Annotated in this window: 21 protein-coding genes and 1 tRNA gene; 10 read left to right on the forward strand and 12 right to left on the reverse strand. The window is 64.3% G+C overall.

Translation table 11 applies throughout. The features are described from left to right. Positions 1-80: 80 nt before the first annotated feature. From GR167_RS17180 to GR167_RS17205, 6 genes are all read right to left on the reverse strand, one after another. Positions 81-1,070 (reverse strand): BMP family lipoprotein, encoded by a 990-nt coding sequence (locus GR167_RS17180; RefSeq protein ID WP_160974963.1) that lies wholly within the window; start codon positions 1,068-1,070, stop codon positions 81-83. Positions 1,071-1,217: 147 nt separating this feature from the next. Then, positions 1,218-1,643: a GNAT family N-acetyltransferase gene (locus GR167_RS17185; protein ID WP_160974964.1), complete on the reverse strand. Its 426-nt coding sequence runs from the start codon at positions 1,641-1,643 to the stop codon at positions 1,218-1,220. Continuing rightward, entirely contained in the window at positions 1,633-2,232 is a 600-nt protein-coding gene (tsaB, locus tag GR167_RS17190) for a tRNA (adenosine(37)-N6)-threonylcarbamoyltransferase complex dimerization subunit type 1 TsaB (RefSeq protein WP_160974965.1), read from the reverse strand. Before tsaB ends, GR167_RS17185 begins: the two co-directional genes overlap by 11 nt. Continuing rightward, positions 2,222-2,785: a NifU family protein gene (locus GR167_RS17195; RefSeq protein ID WP_160974966.1), complete on the reverse strand. Its 564-nt coding sequence runs from the start codon at positions 2,783-2,785 to the stop codon at positions 2,222-2,224. Before GR167_RS17195 ends, tsaB begins: the two co-directional genes overlap by 11 nt. A 111-nt stretch (positions 2,786-2,896) precedes the next feature. Beyond that, positions 2,897-3,352 (reverse strand): universal stress protein, encoded by a 456-nt coding sequence (locus GR167_RS17200; protein WP_160974967.1) that lies wholly within the window; start codon positions 3,350-3,352, stop codon positions 2,897-2,899. A gap of 82 nt (positions 3,353-3,434) precedes the next feature. Next, positions 3,435-3,746 (reverse strand): hypothetical protein, encoded by a 312-nt coding sequence (locus tag GR167_RS17205; protein ID WP_160974968.1) that lies wholly within the window; start codon positions 3,744-3,746, stop codon positions 3,435-3,437. Between the two features lie 141 nt (positions 3,747-3,887). Between GR167_RS17205 and GR167_RS17210 the strand changes: the two genes are divergently transcribed. Beyond that, on the forward strand, positions 3,888-4,481 hold the full coding sequence (locus GR167_RS17210; protein WP_160974969.1) for a rhodanese-like domain-containing protein: 594 nt from the start codon (positions 3,888-3,890) through the stop codon (positions 4,479-4,481). A gap of 192 nt (positions 4,482-4,673) precedes the next feature. On the opposite strand, the gene GR167_RS17215 is transcribed toward GR167_RS17210, so the two are convergent. The 4 genes from GR167_RS17215 to GR167_RS17230 all read right to left on the reverse strand — a co-directional run bounded on the left by GR167_RS17215 (position 4,674) and on the right by GR167_RS17230 (position 6,198). Then, a complete protein-coding gene (locus tag GR167_RS17215; RefSeq protein ID WP_160974970.1) occupies positions 4,674-5,315 on the reverse strand; it encodes a class I SAM-dependent methyltransferase in 642 nt (213 codons plus the stop codon). 90 nt (positions 5,316-5,405) lie between these two features. Continuing rightward, positions 5,406-5,690, reverse strand: a complete 285-nt coding sequence (locus GR167_RS17220) for a DUF3175 domain-containing protein (protein ID WP_160974971.1) — start codon at positions 5,688-5,690, stop codon at positions 5,406-5,408. A gap of 2 nt (positions 5,691-5,692) precedes the next feature. Continuing rightward, positions 5,693-5,911 (reverse strand): DUF2905 family protein, encoded by a 219-nt coding sequence (locus GR167_RS17225; RefSeq protein WP_160974972.1) that lies wholly within the window; start codon positions 5,909-5,911, stop codon positions 5,693-5,695. 38 nt (positions 5,912-5,949) lie between these two features. Further along, positions 5,950-6,198, reverse strand: coding sequence for a hypothetical protein (locus GR167_RS17230; RefSeq protein ID WP_160974973.1), 249 nt, complete (start codon positions 6,196-6,198; stop codon positions 5,950-5,952). Positions 6,199-6,384: 186 nt separating this feature from the next. On the opposite strand from GR167_RS17230, the gene GR167_RS17235 reads away from it, so the two are divergent. Continuing rightward, a complete protein-coding gene (locus GR167_RS17235; RefSeq protein WP_160974974.1) occupies positions 6,385-6,825 on the forward strand; it encodes a hypothetical protein in 441 nt (146 codons plus the stop codon). Between the two features lie 431 nt (positions 6,826-7,256). On the opposite strand, the gene GR167_RS17240 is transcribed toward GR167_RS17235, so the two are convergent. Continuing rightward, on the reverse strand, positions 7,257-7,703 hold the full coding sequence (locus GR167_RS17240; RefSeq protein WP_160974975.1) for a hypothetical protein: 447 nt from the start codon (positions 7,701-7,703) through the stop codon (positions 7,257-7,259). A gap of 65 nt (positions 7,704-7,768) precedes the next feature. Continuing rightward, positions 7,769-9,967 (reverse strand): excinuclease ABC subunit UvrB, encoded by a 2,199-nt coding sequence (uvrB, locus tag GR167_RS17245; RefSeq protein WP_160974976.1) that lies wholly within the window; start codon positions 9,965-9,967, stop codon positions 7,769-7,771. A 434-nt stretch (positions 9,968-10,401) separates the two neighbouring features. Between uvrB and GR167_RS17250 the strand changes: the two genes are divergently transcribed. The 8 genes from GR167_RS17250 (at position 10,402) to GR167_RS17285 (ending at position 16,901) form a co-directional block, all read left to right on the forward strand. After that, positions 10,402-10,713 (forward strand): ETC complex I subunit, encoded by a 312-nt coding sequence (locus GR167_RS17250; RefSeq protein WP_160974977.1) that lies wholly within the window; start codon positions 10,402-10,404, stop codon positions 10,711-10,713. 44 nt (positions 10,714-10,757) lie between these two features. After that, a tRNA-Arg gene (locus tag GR167_RS17255) sits at positions 10,758-10,834 on the forward strand. 303 nt (positions 10,835-11,137) lie between these two features. Next, positions 11,138-12,145 (forward strand): ABC transporter substrate-binding protein, encoded by a 1,008-nt coding sequence (locus GR167_RS17260; RefSeq protein ID WP_160974978.1) that lies wholly within the window; start codon positions 11,138-11,140, stop codon positions 12,143-12,145. Between the two features lie 94 nt (positions 12,146-12,239). Then, the gene (locus GR167_RS17265) at positions 12,240-13,148 is read left to right on the forward strand and encodes a LysR family transcriptional regulator (protein ID WP_160974979.1); all 909 of its coding nucleotides are present in this window, start codon (positions 12,240-12,242) and stop codon (positions 13,146-13,148) included. A 91-nt stretch (positions 13,149-13,239) separates the two neighbouring features. After that, complete coding sequence (locus tag GR167_RS17270) at positions 13,240-14,319, forward strand: Rieske 2Fe-2S domain-containing protein (RefSeq protein WP_160974980.1); 1,080 nt, start codon at positions 13,240-13,242, stop codon at positions 14,317-14,319. A gap of 7 nt (positions 14,320-14,326) precedes the next feature. Continuing rightward, a complete protein-coding gene (locus GR167_RS17275) occupies positions 14,327-15,274 on the forward strand; it encodes a PDR/VanB family oxidoreductase (protein ID WP_160974981.1) in 948 nt (315 codons plus the stop codon). 65 nt (positions 15,275-15,339) lie between these two features. Beyond that, complete coding sequence (locus GR167_RS17280; protein WP_160974982.1) at positions 15,340-16,137, forward strand: ABC transporter ATP-binding protein; 798 nt, start codon at positions 15,340-15,342, stop codon at positions 16,135-16,137. Further along, positions 16,137-16,901: an ABC transporter permease gene (locus GR167_RS17285; RefSeq protein ID WP_160974983.1), complete on the forward strand. Its 765-nt coding sequence runs from the start codon at positions 16,137-16,139 to the stop codon at positions 16,899-16,901. Before GR167_RS17280 ends, GR167_RS17285 begins: the two co-directional genes overlap by 1 nt. The last annotated feature ends 16 nt before the right edge of the window (positions 16,902-16,917 follow it).

Raw genomic sequence — 16,917 nt, forward strand, 5'->3', positions numbered from 1 at the left:
TTCGGCATGACAAACCCCCATTGGCAAGGGCCGCACCGCCATGGCACGGCCCCTGATTTCACTGCTTTTTCTCGGATCGGTTATTCCACCGGGCAGGCGTTGTCGGCCATGTAGTCATGCACCGACAGCTCGCCGCTGGCGATCTTCGCCTTGGCGCCGTCCACCGCAGCCTTCATGTCAGCCGACACCAGTGCTGCGTTGTGTTCGTCCAGCGCGTAATCGATGCCGCCATTGGAAACGCCCATCACGTTGAACCCGGTTTCCATCTCCCCGCCCGCTTTCAGCGCGTCGTAAACCGCGTTGTCGACGCGCTTCATCATCGAGGTCAGGACCTTGCCCGGATGCATGTAGTTCTGGTTGCTGTCGACGCCGACCGACAGGATGTTTTCATCCGCGGCGGTCTGCAACACGCCAACGCCGGTTCCGCCGGCGGCGGCGTAAACCACGTCAGCGCCTTGCGAAATCTGCGCCTTGGTCAGTTCCGACCCCTTCACCGGGTCGTTCCAGGCCGCGGGGGTGGTGCCGGTCATGTTCTGGATCACCTTGGCGTCGGGATTGACCGCCTTGGCGCCCTGCACATAGCCGCAGGCGAATTTGCGGATCAGCGGGATGTCCATGCCGCCGATGAAGCCCACGGTGCCGGTTTTCGACGCCATCGCGGCCATCATGCCGACCAGGTAGGACCCTTCGTGTTCGTTGAACACCACCGAACGCACGTTCGGCTGATCCACCACCATGTCGATGATGGCGAATTTGGTGTCGGGGTAATCGGGGGCGACTTCGGACAGGGCGCTGCCGAAGGCGAAGCCGGTCATCACGATCGGGTTGGCGCCCGCTTCGGCGAAACGGCGCAGCGCCTGTTCCCGCTGGGCTTCGGATTGCAGTTCGATTTCGCGGAAGCTGCCGCCGGTTTCTTCGGCCCAGCGGGTGGCGCCGGAATAGGCGGCTTCGTTGAAGGATTTGTCGAATTTGCCGCCGAGGTCGAAAATCACCGCCGGTTCGGCGAGGGCTGCACCGGCGCTCAGGGCGACGGCTGCGGCTGCGCCGAGGAAATTCTTCATGAGACTCATTATACTCTCCCGTAGTTTTTTATATGCGGCCATGTGAAACGGAGGCCGCGCTCGAGCAGATTTATTCTGTCCGGAGGCGATTTAGGTCGCAGGGTCGGGAGAGCGTCAATATCAAACCGCCGAAAAACTTTGACTTGGCGGTCAATTTCAGGGGTGACTTTGGGTCAACTGCCTTGTCATGATCCATGCCGCCACCCGGGACCCGTCGGGTTGGCGGTAATAGCCGGGGCGTTCCGCCGTTTTTTCGTAGCCGTTTTGGCTATAAAGCGCGATGGCGGGCAGGTTGTTTTCCGCCACTTCGAGGAAGCACGTTTCCGCCCCCCGCTGCGCGGCTTCTTCGTGATAGAGCTCCAGCGCCGCGAGCCCCTGTCCCTGCCGTTGATGGGCCGGATCGGTGGCGATGGTCAGCAATTCGGCCTCGCCCGCGATCACCCGGCCTAGGGCAAAGGCGTGATCGGTCGTCACAAGAAAGACGTGGGGGGAGGCCAGCAGGTCGCGGAATTCCGATTCCGACCACGGGCGCTGCGCGGTGAAGGCGGCGCGGTGCAGGCGGGCCAGATCCTCAGGCGTCATCGGACAGGATCACCGGCGCCGGATCGCGCGGCGGTGCGGCGTCGGCGGCCTTGATGTAAAGAGGCGCAGGGGACACCCCGTCGCCCGGCACCCGGGCAGCGGCGATGCGTGCGATATTTTCGGCCAGCCGCGCGGGGGACGATGCGGCGAGCAGCGGGAGATCCAGCGCCTTGGCGTCCTCCAGCGTTATCATCCGGGGGGCTTCACCGGCGGGGGCCGCGTAAAGCTGATCGCGCGGGGCGGGCACCACGGGGATATGCGGTTCGGTCTCGTGCAGGCTGGTGGCCTCGAAACTGTTCACGCCGATCGCCGGGATATCCAGCGCCAGAGCCAGCCCGCGCGCGGCGGATACCGAAATGCGGATGCCGGTGAAATTGCCCGGACCTACGCCGACGCCGATCGCGTCCAGGTCGGCCCAGCCGAAACCGGCCTCTTTCAGCACGTCCTCCAGCAGCGGCATCAGCCGTTCGGCCTGGCCCCGGCCCATGTCTTCGGTCCGCGCCGCGATCACCCGGTCGCCCGACAGCAAAGCGGCCGCGCAATGCGCGGCCGATGTATCGAAGCCGAGGACCAGCGGTTCAGACGGCAACGGGACGAACCTCGGTCACTTCGGGGATGTAGTGGCGCAGCAGGTTCTCGATCCCCATCTTCAGCGTCAGGGTCGAGGACGGGCAGCCGGCGCAGGCGCCTTGCATATGCAGGTAAACCACGCCGCGGTCGAAGCCGTGGAAGGTGATGTCGCCGCCATCCTGCGCCACGGCCGGGCGCACGCGGGTATCCAGCAGTTCCTTGATCTGGCCAACGATTTCGGCATCCGGCCCGTCATGATCGGCATGGCCCGAAGCCGCTTCGCCTTCGCCCGCCATCACCGGCTGGCCGGATTGGAAATGTTCCATGATCGCGCCCAGGATGCCGGGCTTGATGTGATCCCATTCGACGTCATCGGCCTTGGTCACGGTCACGAAATCGCCGCCGAAGAACACGCCGGTCACGCCGCTGACGGCGAAGATCCGTTGTGCCAGCGGCGATGCGCCTGCCGTGTCCGCCGTGGGGAAATCCGCGGTGCCGGCGCCAAGCACGGCCTGGCCGGGCAGGAATTTCAGAGTGGCCGGATTCGGCGTGGATTCGGTTTGAATGAACATCGCGGGAACACCTTTCTGATTGAGTCAGGATATGCGCCTCAAGTACCCGTGTGTCAAGGTTTGGAACGATTCTAAATCGGGCGGGCTGCGGCGGCGCTGCCGTTGTTGGGCTCAGGTGATCGAGTCCAGCCGGTCCTTGGACATGTCGCCCGGCACGATGGTGATCGGCACCGGTAGGGTGCCGGCGCTGCGGCTCAGCTGGGTGACCAGCGGCCCCGGCCCCTTCTTGTCGGTGCCCGCGCCCAGCACCAGGATGCCGATTTCGGGATCGTCCGCGATCTGGCCCAGGATTTCGGTCACCGGTTCGCCTTCGCGGATCACCAGTTCGGGGTCGATGCCCTGGCGGTCGCGCATCCATTTGGCGAAGACCTCGTAATGCACCTCGATCCGTTCTCGGGCTTCTTCGCGCATGATGTCGCCGACGCCGATCCAGTGATTGAACTCCTCGGGCGGGATGACCGACAGGATCTTCACGCCGCCGCCCGACTTGGCGGCGCGCATCGCCGCGAAGCGCATCGCGTTCAGGCATTCGCGGCTGTCATCCAATATGACAAGGAATTTACGCATGGCTTTCCCCCCCGTTCCGCGCGATCATGGCGCAGGCGGATTGTTCTGGCAATAAGGCTGTGACAACGGATGGTTGCCGGGATCAGTTGCAGGCTGCCGCGGCGGTGGCGCCGAATTCCTTGTAGCGCAGCCAGAACCGTTCATGCGAGAGGCTGTCGGATTGGCGGATTTCCTGCGCCTTGTGCGGATCTTCGAAGAACTTGGCGGCGCGGCGCTGATCGGCGCGGCTCAGCGTCTGGTTGGCAACCTGCTGGATGCAACGGCACAGGGCCCAGCTTTTCTGCGGCCGCTGCGACGCCATGCAGGCGCGGTCGATCGGCCCGGCCTGTGCGGTTTCGACGCCCAGCGGGGCGAACATCGCCGCAAGACAAGCGGCCCAAAGGATGCGTTTCATATCTCTGCCTCGATCCGTTCGGCGGGGGGTGTTTTCACCTTTTCCTGACCGCCGCACATGTTACCCTCTACGACAACAGTATGCCCAAATGTGGCGATGAATTCAATCGCGCCTCCTGCCGCAGGGGGCAAGGAGGATGAAATGAAGAAACTGCTGAGCCTGCTTTTGCTGCCCCTGTTGCTGCCCGCGCTGGCCTGGGCCGAGGACAAGCCGGTGAATATCGGCAAGGACGTACCGTCGGTCACCGTGCCGGTGCCGGGCGGCGAGGCGGTGATCCGCCGCATTCCCGACGCCGACAATCAACTGACTGGCGACTGGGCGCGCACCTCGCGCCCCTGTCCGCCGTTCTGCATTCAGCCGATGTCGCCCGCCCCGGGCGTCACCACCATCGGCGAGCTGGAACTGATCGAACTGCTGCAGGACCCCGAAGTGGTGGTGATGGACAGCCGCCTGCCCGACTGGTTCGCAGGCGGATCGATCCCCGGCGCGATCAACGTTCCCTATACGGAGGTGATCGACCGGCTGGGCGATCTGGGCTGCGAGGCGGATTTCGACGGCTGGGCCTGCGAGGCGCCCAAGCGCGTGGCGCTGTTCTGCAACGGCAACTGGTGCGGCCAGTCGCCCACCGCGATCCGCAACATGATCGAGGCAGGCTTTCCCGCCGATCATATCTACTACTATCGCGGCGGCATGCAGGCCTGGCGCCTGCTCGGGCTGAGCGTGACGGGGGACTGAGCGATGCGTTGGATTATGCTGGGCGGTTTGCTGGTTCTGGCGGGATGCGGCGTGCCCTTCGTGCCGCTGATCTGAGGGGGAAAGAATGCGTTTCGTTTTGATCCTGGGCCTGCTGGCCCTGTCTGGCTGTTTCCCGGTCTGCGGCATGTGCTGAGCAAAGGCGGGCGGCCGTCTGCGCTGTGACCGCGCCGCTCACCCTGGTTTGCGGGCGACGCCCCAATCGGCGTCGGGGTATATCTTGACCGGCTGATAGCCGAGATGCGGCAGCACCGTGTCCCAGACCAGCTGCACCGTCTTCGCCTCGCGCTCGTCCTGGGAAAACTCCTTCATCGTGTCGGGGTTTTTCTGGTGATAGGGGGAAGCGGCCATCGACCAGCTCATGTCGTCGAGCACCAGCAACCCGCCCGGTTTCAGCAGCATGTCGACCAGCAGCACCCCGAAGCCGGTGCCGTCCCAGTGATGGCCGCCGTCGAAATAGCACAGATCGAATTGCGGCCGCGGCGTGCTGTTGATCAGCTTCTGCAATTCCCAGGTATAGGACCGGTGGGCGAAGCGCGGTTCGACCCGGTGGCTCAGCCCCGCGGTGTCCAGCAGGTCGTTGATGTTCGGCGACCGGTTGCGGGCGCTGTTTCTGTCGATGGTGACCAGATGCCCGGCCCCCTGATCTTCCAGTATGGCGCCGAAATAGGCGCTGCTTTTGCCCTGGAAGAAGCCGATTTCCAGGATTTGCTGCGCGCCTTCCTGCTGGATCAGGTTCCGCATCAAATTGGCACGGGCCTCATTCATATAGGGGATATCGGCGAAATGGTCGGTGATGAATTGAAATTTCGACATGGGGGTCCCTGAAATTAGGTCATCGGGGCGACTATGGCACGCGGCCGGGCACGTTGAAACCCGGGGTGCGGCCGAACCGGTCGCGTCGGTCTATCCCTGCTTGCCCCGGCACAGTGTGCGCAGTTCGTCCTTCGCCCGTTCGAGGATTTTCCGCTGCCCCGGGTCCAGGCCGTGCCCGGCGCGGTTGATGTAGAATGTCAGCATCGACATGGCCGATTGCAGCACCGTGCCCTTGCGCCGGGGGCTGTGTTCGGCCGATCGCTTCAGCGACGCCGCGATGCGTTTCGGATCGTCCCAGGTGAACACGCCGTCTTCGAGCTCCAGTGCATGGCTGGTCTCGGTGACCTGTTGCGACCATTTCCGCGTCCCGGCCATGGCTAGCGGCCCAGGACCAGGCGGATGAGGGCGAGGGCGGCCGACAGCGCAACCGACACCAGGATGGCGCTGGTGATGGGGATATAGAGCCGGAGATTTTCCCGCTCGATCACGATGTCGCCGGGCAGCCGCCCCAGCCCCAGCCCCAGCCGCGTCAACGGCCCCCAGAGCAGGCCGAGGAGGATCAGGGCAACACCGATGAGGATCAGCAGGCGCGACATGGGGCGAGTGTAGCGCAGCCGGGGGCCTGGGGACAGGCTCAGCCCGCGCGGGCGGTGATGCGGAAATCCGCGCCGTCGAAGGCGATCGCCCAGCCCTTTGCCGCGATGGCCGTGCCCTTCGCCGTCTCATGCGCGGCGACTTGCAGCCGGTTGCCGGTGAGCGTCGCGGCCGCGCGGGCGCCATCGGCGAAGATCAGCGTGACCGGCCCGTCGGCAACCGCGCCCGCCACAACCCGCCCCCGCGCGCCGGGGTAGAGATGGGAATGGGTGGTTTCGAGTTCCAGCATGTCGGCAGGGTAGCACGGTCGGGGCGCGCGCCACAGGCCCGCCGGGGCAGGGCGGTGGACTGCGTGCGCCTTTGCCGTGGGCCTGTGGAGCGCATCCTACGGATGGATTGTCCGAAAGGTGCAGGGCTGCTAGCCCTGTTTACAGGGGCAAAAGACCCCCAACAAAGAATACACAGGGACGGGAACGTGAAATACTCGAAAACTCTTGGCGCGGCTTCGCTGGCGCTGCTTCTCGCCGTGGGCGCCACATGCGCGTCGGCGGCGGACTCCTTCAGTTGCCTTTATGGCAGCCGACCGGCCTGCCTCGATACGGGCGATACGGTCTGTTCATCGGAAGGCAAATGCGTCAGCGACGACGCGGTCTGTTTCGACGGCGGCCAGTGCGATTACCAAGGCTATACCTGCCGGTCGAACGTCACCGAATGCGTCGAGGATTACCAAGCGCTTCAGGGGCGCTACAACGGGCTTGTCGACGAATACAACGCGCTCACGGACGAACACGACGCCCTGATAGATGAGCATCTCGCCTTGTTGAAGGAGGCCCAGGAAGCTTATGGGTCGATCCTCGCGCTCTACGATTGCGTGGAGGCAGCCAAGACGCTGGAAGAGGCACAGACCTGCGAGTGAGGCGGGGAGGCGGAGATGGCGCCGTAGGCCGGGGGTCAGCCCGGCCTGCCGGGACTTTGCGGCGTGCTTTCGCTTTTGGTTCCGAGGCCTGGGCGAACCAAACGCCTGGCGCGGAACAAGGGCGGAGCCCGCCGCGCCAGACGCCCGGGCCGCCCGTCACACCAGAGATGCGCCGACTTTAAATCGGCTCGCCTACGGCGAGACGGCACGGCGATTGGGTGAGGTTCGCGCATCGTTCGGAGGGCCTGCGGGGCCTCGGGATAAACTGCCAGATCGCACCCGCCGGATCGCCGCACCGCGGCCCGCCGATGGCGTGGGTTGGGATGGGCTGGCTTGAGAGGGCCCAGTTCGACATAGGGTAGGGTGGCTTCCATCCAACCTTTCGCGCGGATGGTGCCGGAGAATGGTGGGCTGGAAGCCCACCCTACGGCTTACTGGTGTCGTTGTTTCGCATATTGGCGGCAGACTTCCACCATTTCTTCTAAAGTCACGACTTGCACGCCGGGAGCTAAAGAGGCGAGTTCAGCTTTTCGTTTGTGTATGCGTCTGTCATGCGTGACGAAATAACCGCCACCATATTTCGACGTTTCAAAAAGGTGATCCGCATCATCCTTGTGTTTGTCGGATTGCGCGTTTCCAGTCATCAATGTCCGGATAGCTTCCCTGCGGCTAACTTCGTCAGGAATTAGTGCGGTCTCCAGCGTGTAAATACCGCTCATATCGCCCCGTACTTGCTCCGGTGTATTTGCGCGATTGAGTTCAATTTCGACGCCGTGCGGTTTAATTACAGATAACCCGAGCGACGCTTCCAACCGTAGAAACTCATCCACCAAAGCTGATCTTTCGGCGTCTAAGCGATCCAACGCATTTGCGTCCAAAGCTACATTGCAATATCGGGGATCGCGCCTATGAGGTTGAGACGGGCTTTTTCTACGCCTTATCCTCACCTCCCCCTCCGCTTCTTCACACCACCCCTTTGCCCCGGCCGTCCCGCCGTTGAGCGTCCGCGCGCGGCACCGGCGGCTTCCACCGCGTCCTCGACCGCCGATTGCCGCGCCAGCGGGTCGTCGGATATCGCCAGGTCGACCGCTTCCAGCCGCTTGATCTCGTCGCGCAGCCTTGCGGCTTCCTCGAATTCCAGGTTCTCGGCGGCCTTGCGCATCTCGTCGCGCAGACCGTCCAAATGCGCCTCCAGGTTGGCACCGTGCATCGGCTTGTCGATCTTGGCGGTGACGCGGGACTGGTCGGTGTCGCCCTGGTAGAGCCCGGCGAGGATATCCTCGACATTCTTCTTCACCGTGGCGGGGGTGATGCCGTGTTCCTCGTTATAGGCGATCTGCTTGACCCGGCGCCGTTCGGTTTCCGCCAGCGCCCGTTCCATCGACCCGGTGATCCGGTCGGCATACATGATGACCCGGCCCTCGGCGTTGCGCGCCGCCCGCCCGATGGTCTGGATCAGCGAGGTTTCGGAGCGCAGGAAGCCTTCCTTGTCGGCGTCCAGGATGGCGACCAGCCCGCATTCGGGAATATCCAGCCCCTCGCGCAGCAGGTTGATGCCGATCAGCACGTCAAAGGCCCCGAGCCGCAGGTCGCGCAGGATTTCGATCCGCTCGATCGTGTCGATGTCGCTGTGCATGTAGCGCACCCGGATGCCCTGTTCGTGCATGTATTCGGTCAGGTCTTCGGCCATGCGCTTGGTCAGGGTGGTGACCAGCGTGCGGAACCCGGCGGCCGACACCTTGCGCACCTCGTCCAGCAGGTCGTCGACCTGCATGTCGACGGGGCGGATTTCCACCACCGGGTCCAGCAGGCCGGTCGGGCGGATCACCTGTTCGGTGAACACGCCGCCGGTCTGTTCCAGTTCCCACGCGGCGGGGGTGGCGGACACGAAGACCGATTGCGGCCGCATCGCATCCCATTCCTCGAATTTCAGCGGCCGGTTGTCCATGCAGGACGGCAGCCGGAACCCGTGTTCGGCCAGCGTCATCTTGCGCCGGTAGTCGCCCCGGTACATGCCGCCGATCTGCGGCACGGTGACGTGGGATTCGTCGGCGAAGACGATGGCCGAGTCGGGGATGAATTCGAACAGGGTGGGCGGCGGTTCGCCCGGGGCGCGGCCGGTCAGGTAGCGCGAATAGTTCTCGATCCCGTTGCAGACGCCGGTGGCCTCCAGCATTTCCAGGTCGAAATTGGTGCGCTGTTCCAGCCGCTGCGCCTCCAGCAGCTTGCCCTCGCCGACCAGCTGGTCGAGCCGCTGTCGCAGCTCCTTCTTGATGCCGATGATGGCCTGCTGCATCGTCGGTTTCGGCGTGACGTAGTGGGAATTGGCGTAGACCCGGATGCGCTCGAACGTGTCGGTCTTTTCGCCGGTCAGCGGATCGAATTCGGTGATCGCTTCCAGCTCCTCGCCGAAGAAGGAGAGCTTCCAGGCCCGGTCCTCCAGGTGGGCGGGCCAGATTTCCAAAACGTCGCCGCGCACCCGGAAGCTGCCGCGCTGGAACCCGGCATCGTTGCGGCGGTATTGCTGGGCGACCAGATCGGCGATCACCGCGCGCTGGTCGTATTCCTTGCCCGCCTCCAGGTCCTGGGTCATCGCGCCGTAGGTTTCCACCGACCCGATACCGTAGATGCACGACACCGAGGCGACGATGATCACGTCGTCGCGTTCCAACAGCGCCCGGGTGGCCGAGTGGCGCATCCGGTCGATCTGTTCGTTGATCTGGGATTCCTTCTCGATGAAGGTGTCGGAGCGTGCGACATAGGCCTCGGGCTGGTAATAGTCGTAGTAGGAAACGAAATATTCTACCGCGTTGTCGGGGAAGAAGCCCTTGAATTCGCCGTAAAGCTGGGCCGCCAGCGTCTTGTTCGGGGCCAGGATGATGGCGGGCCGCTGGGTTTCCTCGATCACCTTGGCCATGGTGAAGGTCTTGCCGGTGCCGGTGGCGCCCAGCAGCACCTGGTCGTGTTCGCCGTTTTCGACGCCCTCGGACAGTTCGGCGATCGCGGTGGGCTGGTCGCCTGCCGGTTCGAATTCGGTCTTCATCACGAAGCGCTTGCCGCCTTCCAGCTTGTCGCGGGTCTTCACGTCCGGGGCGGGGGCGTGCATCATCGGCGCCGATTTGTCGGAATGGGCATAGGGCATGGGACTCTCCGGTGGTTGCAGGCTAATTTGATCGCTTTTTGTTCTCTTTCAACCCCCATCTGGCCCGAAGCCCGAGATTGCCCCTGTTCACCCCGCCGGTCCGGCGGCGCCTGTCGGGGTGAAATTGAGCGAATTTTTAGATATTACAAAATTCGGTGTATTGTTTGAAACAATCTTGCGTCGCGCTTGTCCGGGGGCGGTTTCGGCATATAGTCTTCACTTACACTCAGAATGCTTGGCTGCCGGGCGGGCCGCGATTCACCCACCCCTCGCTCCCTGTGGTTCTTCTGGCAGCCAACGCTGTTTTTCCCTTCCTGCTTCGGGCCTCGACGCTCCGTGCCGCGGCCTGCGGTTTTCCCGCGCGCCTTGGCGGTTCCCGCTCTTGCAAAAATGCCGCATATTCCCGATAAGACCGCAAAGCAGAGGAGTCGCCGATGCGCGCACGCATTTACCAACCGGCCCGCAACGCCATGCAATCGGGCATGGCCAAGACCCGTCAATGGGTTCTGGATTACGAACCGGCACAGGCGCGGGACATCGACCCGCTGATGGGCTGGACCTCCAGCGCGGATACCCAGACCCAGGTCAGGCTGAAATTCGACAGCAAGGAAGCGGCGCTGGACTATGCCCGCGAACACGGGCTGGACGCGGTGGTCACCGAACCCCACAAGCGCAAGCCCAACCTGCGGGCGGGCGGCTATGGCGAAAACTTCGCCACCAACCGCCGCGGCGCCTGGACCCACTGACAGCCTACTGACACCAGGGCAGGCGCAACGCGCCCGCCTTTCGCGGTCCCTTAGCTCAACTGGATAGAGCAGCCGACTTCTAATCGGCAGGTTGAGGGTTCGAGTCCTTCAGGGATCGCCATTTTCTTCTGCACATCAGGCCCTTGCTTCGTCCGCCGGACCGGCCGGCGCCAGTTGTTCCCCTTCCCGAGATAACGACATCCGTTCCCCGCCCCCGGTATTTCTCCGGCTGCCGCCCGTTTGTGCAACGCGGCCGGGGCGCGGGCCGCTTTCGCCTCTAATTTGCTCAAAACGCGGATGCGCCCGGGGCGGCCCCCGCGTCACCCGTTCTCAAAACAAGATCGCGATGCTCTCATACTTGATATGGAAGGCAACGGGATTCAGTGCTGATGTGGACCCGGATGCGAACAGGAAAGGGATCCAGATGTTTTCAAGACACCTGCTGGCCGGCGCGATGCTTGCCTGCTCGACTTTCGCCGCGGCGGCCGAAACCAAACTGCCGTTCTCGCTGGACTGGCGCTTCGAAGGACCGGCCGCGCCTTACGTGCTGGCGGTCGAAAAGGGCTATTTCGCCGGCAAGGGTCTGGATGTCGAAATCTCGGCCGGGAAAGGATCGCTCGACGCGATCCCGAAGGTCGCCACCGGGGCGTTTCCTGTCGGGCTTGCCGATCTCGAGGCGCTGATCAAGTTCCTGGACGCCAACCCCGGCGCGCCGGTCACCGCCGCCATGGTGATCTATAACAAACCGGCCACCGCGATGGTCGGCCGCAAATCGCTGGGCGTGGAAAAGATCGCCGACATCCAGGGCAAAGTGCTGGGCGCACCGCCGCCCGATGGCGCCTGGGCGCAGTTCCCGCTGTTCGCCAAGCTGAACGGGCTCGACATGGATACGATCACCGTCGAACCGGTGGGCTTCCCGACCCGCGAACCGATGCTGGCCGAAGGCAACGTGCAGGCCGTTACCGGCTTTTCCTTCTCGGTCTTCCTGTCGCTGGCCCGTCTGGGCGTGCCCGAAGACGATATCTCGGTCTTCCTGTTTGCCGATAACGGCATCGATTATTATGGCTCCACCGTCATCGTGAACACCGATTACGCGGCCGAGCACCCGGAAGAAATCACCGCCTTCCTGACCGGGATCGCCGAAGGCTGGCAAAGCGCCATCGCCGATCCCGCCGCCGCGGTGGAAGCGATGAAACCCTATGCGCCCGCGATGGACCCGGCGCTGGAAACCCGCCGGCTGCAGCTTGCCATCGACGGCAACGTGCTGACCGACGAGGTGAAGGAAAACGGCTTCGGCGGCATGCTGCCCGAGCGTTTCGCCCACGCGCTGGAACAGATGCAGACGGCCTATGAGTTCAAGAACGCGCCGACGCCGGAACTCTATTTTACCGATGCCTATCTGCCGGCCCCGGAGCTGCGCAAGCTGCCCTGAGACCCGGGCAAGCTGTGAATTTGCCCCCGTACGGGGCGAAGCCGCAACGATGCCGCCCGCAAGGCGGCATCGTTCGCGTTTTTGGAGATTATGAATGCACGCGCGCCTGCTGACCTATTTCGATGCGATCATCCGCTACGGGTCGATCCGCAAGGCGGCCGAGGCGGTGCATGTCTCCCCTTCCGCGATCAACCGGCACCTGCTGGAGCTCGAGGCGCAGTTGGGCACGCCGCTGTTCGAACGGCTGCCGCGCGGGTTGCGCCCCACGGCGGCGGGCGAAATCCTGGCCCGCCATGTGCGCGGCACCCTGCGCGATTATGACAAGGCGATGAGCGAAATCGGCCAGCTTGCCACCGGGGTGCGCGGCCGGATCACCATCGCCAGCATCGAAAGCGTCCTGGCCGACCTGCTGCCGATGGCGGTGGAAAGCTTTGCCAGCCTGTACCCACGTATCGATTTCGAGGTCCGCAGCTGTTCGGCGGCGGACGCGATCGCCCAGGCCACTGACGGGGCCGCCGACCTGGCGCTGATCTTCAACCCGCCGCCGAAACTGTCGCTGGTGCAGGCGGCCCATGCGGATTTCCCCCTCGGCGTGATCTGCGCCCCGGACCATCCGCTGACCCGGCTGCCCGCGCTGCAGCTGTCGGACCTGCTGGGCCATCAGATCGTGCTGCCGGACCCGTCCGTCACCATTGCCGAACAGCTCGATATCGTGCTGTCGACCACCGGGCTGAAGCTGCCCGCGCGGATCAGGTCCAACTCGATCACCTTCATGAGCCGCTATGTCGAGGCGGGCGAGGCGATTTCGATCATGACGCCGGTGGGCATCCTTGATCGGCTCGCGACCGGGCGGCTTGTCTTCCTGCCGCTGGCCGACCGGGGGCTGCTGCCGCAGCGGGTCATCGCCGGGGTCGCGGATGCGTCGATGCCCGTCGCGGTGGCGAATTTCTGCGGTCATTTGAAACAGGTCCTGCGCCAGGCCGCGGCGGCGAAAGCGTTCTGATTTCGAGATCGGTGCGTCGCCAAAACGGCGCTTGTTGTTGACGCTTGGCTTTGGCCTTCTGCCCACTGCGACAGACAGGACGGAGAAACACATGCCCGCACTCGACCCCATTGCACGCGCCGACCTTGGCCCCAGCCCCAAGGCGATCGAGGATTTCCGCAGCAGCATGGCCGAATTCTGGCATCCGGTCTGCGAAGCGCAGGCGCTGCAGGAAGGCCGCCCGGTGGGCGTGACGCTGCTGGGGCGGCGGGTGGTGCTGGTGCAGCTTGACGGCCAGCTGGTGGCGATGCCTGACACCTGCCGGCATTTCCAGGCGCAGTTGTCGCTGGGCGAGGTGGTGACGGTCGGCGGCGCCCAGGCGCTGCAATGCCCCTATCACGGCTGGGCCTTTGGCGCGGGCGGCCATTGCGTCCGGATCCCGCAACTGGCCGAGGGCCGCGCCATCCCGACCGCCGCGAACCTGCCTGCCTACCTGGTCGAGGAACGCCATGGGCTGATCTGGGTCTGCCTGTCGGGCGCCCCGCGTTTCCCGCTGCCCGAATTCCCCGAACTGCACGACCCGGCTTTCCGGTCGCTGCGCCTGACCGAGGAGGAGCTGGTCAAGACATCCTCGGTCCGCATGGTCATGGGGACGCTGGACGACACCCATTTCCCCTGGGTGCACGAAGGCATCCTGGGCGACCGCGATCACCCGGAACCGCCGGATCACCGGGTTTGGCGCGAAGGCGACGAATTGATCGTGCAATATGAAACGGTGCAGCCGCCGGGGCTTCTGACCGTCGATCAGTCGAACCCCGAGGCAGGCGAAGCGGGCGACGTGACGCTGACCTATACCGATTATGTGGCGATGCCCGGGGTGATCCGGCTGGTGAAGGACAGCCCGTCGGGCCGGTACGTCATCTGGCTCGCCACCTCGCCGGTCGATTGGAACCTGACGCAGACCTTCTGGATCTTCTCGCGCAATTTCGACATGGCGCCGGAAAGCGACGATGCGTTTCTCGATCTGTCCAGCCATGTGCGGTTGCAGGACAAGCCGGTGATCGAAAGCCAGCGGCCCTGGTTGGTGCCGCCGTTCTGGACGCAGATGGAACTGCCGGTCGGGCCGGGCGACCTGCCGCTGATGCAGTACCAGAAATGGATCGAGGAGCTTGGTATCGCGACCGCGATCTGAGGCAGGCATGACAGAGAAACTCGACCTGATCGTGGTGGCCCTGCGCTGCCTGAGCGACCGTATCACCCTGATCGAACTGCGCGCGCCGGATGGCGGGGCGCTGCCACCCTTCACCGCGGGCGCGCATCTGCAAGTGGAGGTACCGGGGGTGGGGGGACGGCAGTATTCGCTGCTCAACGACCCGGGCGAAGCGCATCGCTACCGCATCGCCGTCGCCCGGCGCGACGACGGGCGCGGCGGGTCGGTGGGGCTGCACCGGGTGCTGCGGCTCGGGGCGGCTTTCACCGTCCGGCCGCCGGTGAACCTGTTCCCGCTTGCCCAAAGGGCGGGGCCGGTTCTGCTGCTGGGCGGCGGGATCGGGGTGACGCCGCTGCTTGCCATGGCGCATGAACTCGCGCGCGAGGGCCGCGATTTCGAACTGCATTGCGCCTTTGCGCCCGATGACGCGCCGGGGATGGCGGATTGGCTGTTGCGGATGCCGTTTGCGGATCGTGTTCACCTCTACGGCGCGGGCACATCTGCCGGGCGGCTCGACATCCCGGCGCTCGCCGCCGGGGCCGATCCCGCCACGCTGGTCCATGTCTGCGGTCCCGGTGCCATGATCGCCGAGGCGGAAGCGGAATTCGGCGCGCGCGGCATCGCCGTGGCGAGCGAATATTTCGACGCCCCGGAACCCGAGGTGGCCCCATCCGGAGGGTTCGAGATCGAGGTGTCGGGCCGCGAAGGCACCATCTTCGTGGCCGAGGGGCAAACCGCGCTCGACGCGCTGCGGGCGGCGGGAATCGCCGTCGAAAGCAGCTGCGAGGCCGGGGTCTGCGGCACCTGTCGGACCCGGGTCCTGTCGGGGCAGTTGGACCATCATGATTATATTCTCAGCACTGAAGAACGGGCAGGGGGCAATGTCTTCCTGCCCTGCGTGTCGCGCGGCTGTGGACGTATTGTCATTGATCTCTGACGCCCGTTAACTACCCCTAAGCACAACTTGCCTGAGCGCAGGATAATCCGAAGCAGGAAACAGACATGTATCCGATGATAAAAATCGAAGGCGTGCGTCACGCCTATAAAACAAAAAGCGGACCGCTGCCTGTTCTGGACGGTTTGGAACTGTCCGTCGACGAGGGCGGCTTCGTCGCCGTGGTGGGGCCCTCGGGTTGCGGGAAATCGACTTTGACGCGGCTGATTTCGGGGCTGATGAAGCCCGACGAGGGGATGGTCATGCTGCATTCCGAACGGGTGACCGGGCCGCGCTCGACCGTCGGCATGGCGTTCCAGAACCCGGTCCTGCTGGAATGGCGCACGATCCTCGACAACATCCTGCTGCCGCTTGAAATCGTGCCCACGAAACTGAGCAAGAAGGAACAGCAGGACCGCGCGCGTTACCTACTGTCCATCGTCGGGCTGGAAGGGTTCGAGGAAAAGCGCCCCTCGGAACTGTCGGGCGGCATGCGCCAGCGCGCCTCGCTGTGCCGGGCGCTGATCCATCAGCCCGAGGTTTTGATCCTCGACGAACCTTTCGGCGCGCTGGATGCCTTCACCCGCGAAGACCTGTGGCAGACCATGTACAAGGTGAAGGAAAAGGAACCCTTTACCGGCGTCCTGATCACCCATGACCTGCGCGAGGCGATCTTCCTGGCCGATCAGGTCGTGGTGCTGTCGGGCCGCCCGGCGCGGACGCAATACGTGCTGGACGTGCCCGATCGCGGCCCGGCTGATCTGGAGCATCTCTACACGCCCGAAGCGGCCGAGATGCTGGCGATCCTGCGGCACCAGATCGAAATCGCCCAGGGCCGCGCCCCCGCCGAAGGGGAGGCCGCCTGATGGACACCCTGCGCAAGATCCTCGTCCCGACCGCCGCCATGGCGATCTTCCTGCTGCTGTGGGAACTCGTCGTCTATCTGAACGGCTGGCCGAATTATAAAATGGCGTCCCCCTCGGACCTGATCCCGGCCTATCAGAAATACTGGAGCCTGTTCCTGACCATGGGCTGGCAGACCCTGTGGCGCACCGTTCTCGGGCTCGTGTTGGCCATTATCGTCGGCACCGCGCTTGGCATGGTGATGGGCTTTTCGCGGCTGATGCGCGATGCGCTCTATCCGCTGCTGGTGGGGTTTAACGCGATCCCGAAAGCCACCGTCGTGCCGATACTCGCGCTGCTGTTCATCGGCCAGCATGATCTCAACACCGTGCTGATGGCCTTCATGATCTCCTTCTTCCCGATCGCCGTCTCGGTGTCGATCGGGCTGTCGACGCTGGAACCGGAATATCGCGACATCCTGCGTTCGCTCGGCGCGTCGCAAGCGCAGATCTTCTGGAAGATCGCCCTGCCGAAAACCCTGCCGGAATTCTTCGGCGCGCTGAAGGTCGCCGTCACCCTGGCCTTCATCGGCACCAACCTGGTCGAAATCGTCAGCCCGCATGGCCGTGGGCTGGGGGCGCTGTTCGACTCGGGCAAAACCAATTCGGATTACCCGCTGATGTTTGCGGTGCTGATCGCGCTCGGGTTCCTCGGGATCGTGCTCTACTACCTGGTGGTCGCGCTGGAGAAGACCTTTGCCGGTTGGGCCGAGCGCAATCCGGGCTGACGGGACATGCCCGCCG

This window comes from Thalassovita mangrovi (assembly GCF_009857745.1).
GTDB classification, from domain to species: Bacteria; Pseudomonadota; Alphaproteobacteria; order Rhodobacterales; family Rhodobacteraceae; genus Thalassobius; species Thalassobius mangrovi.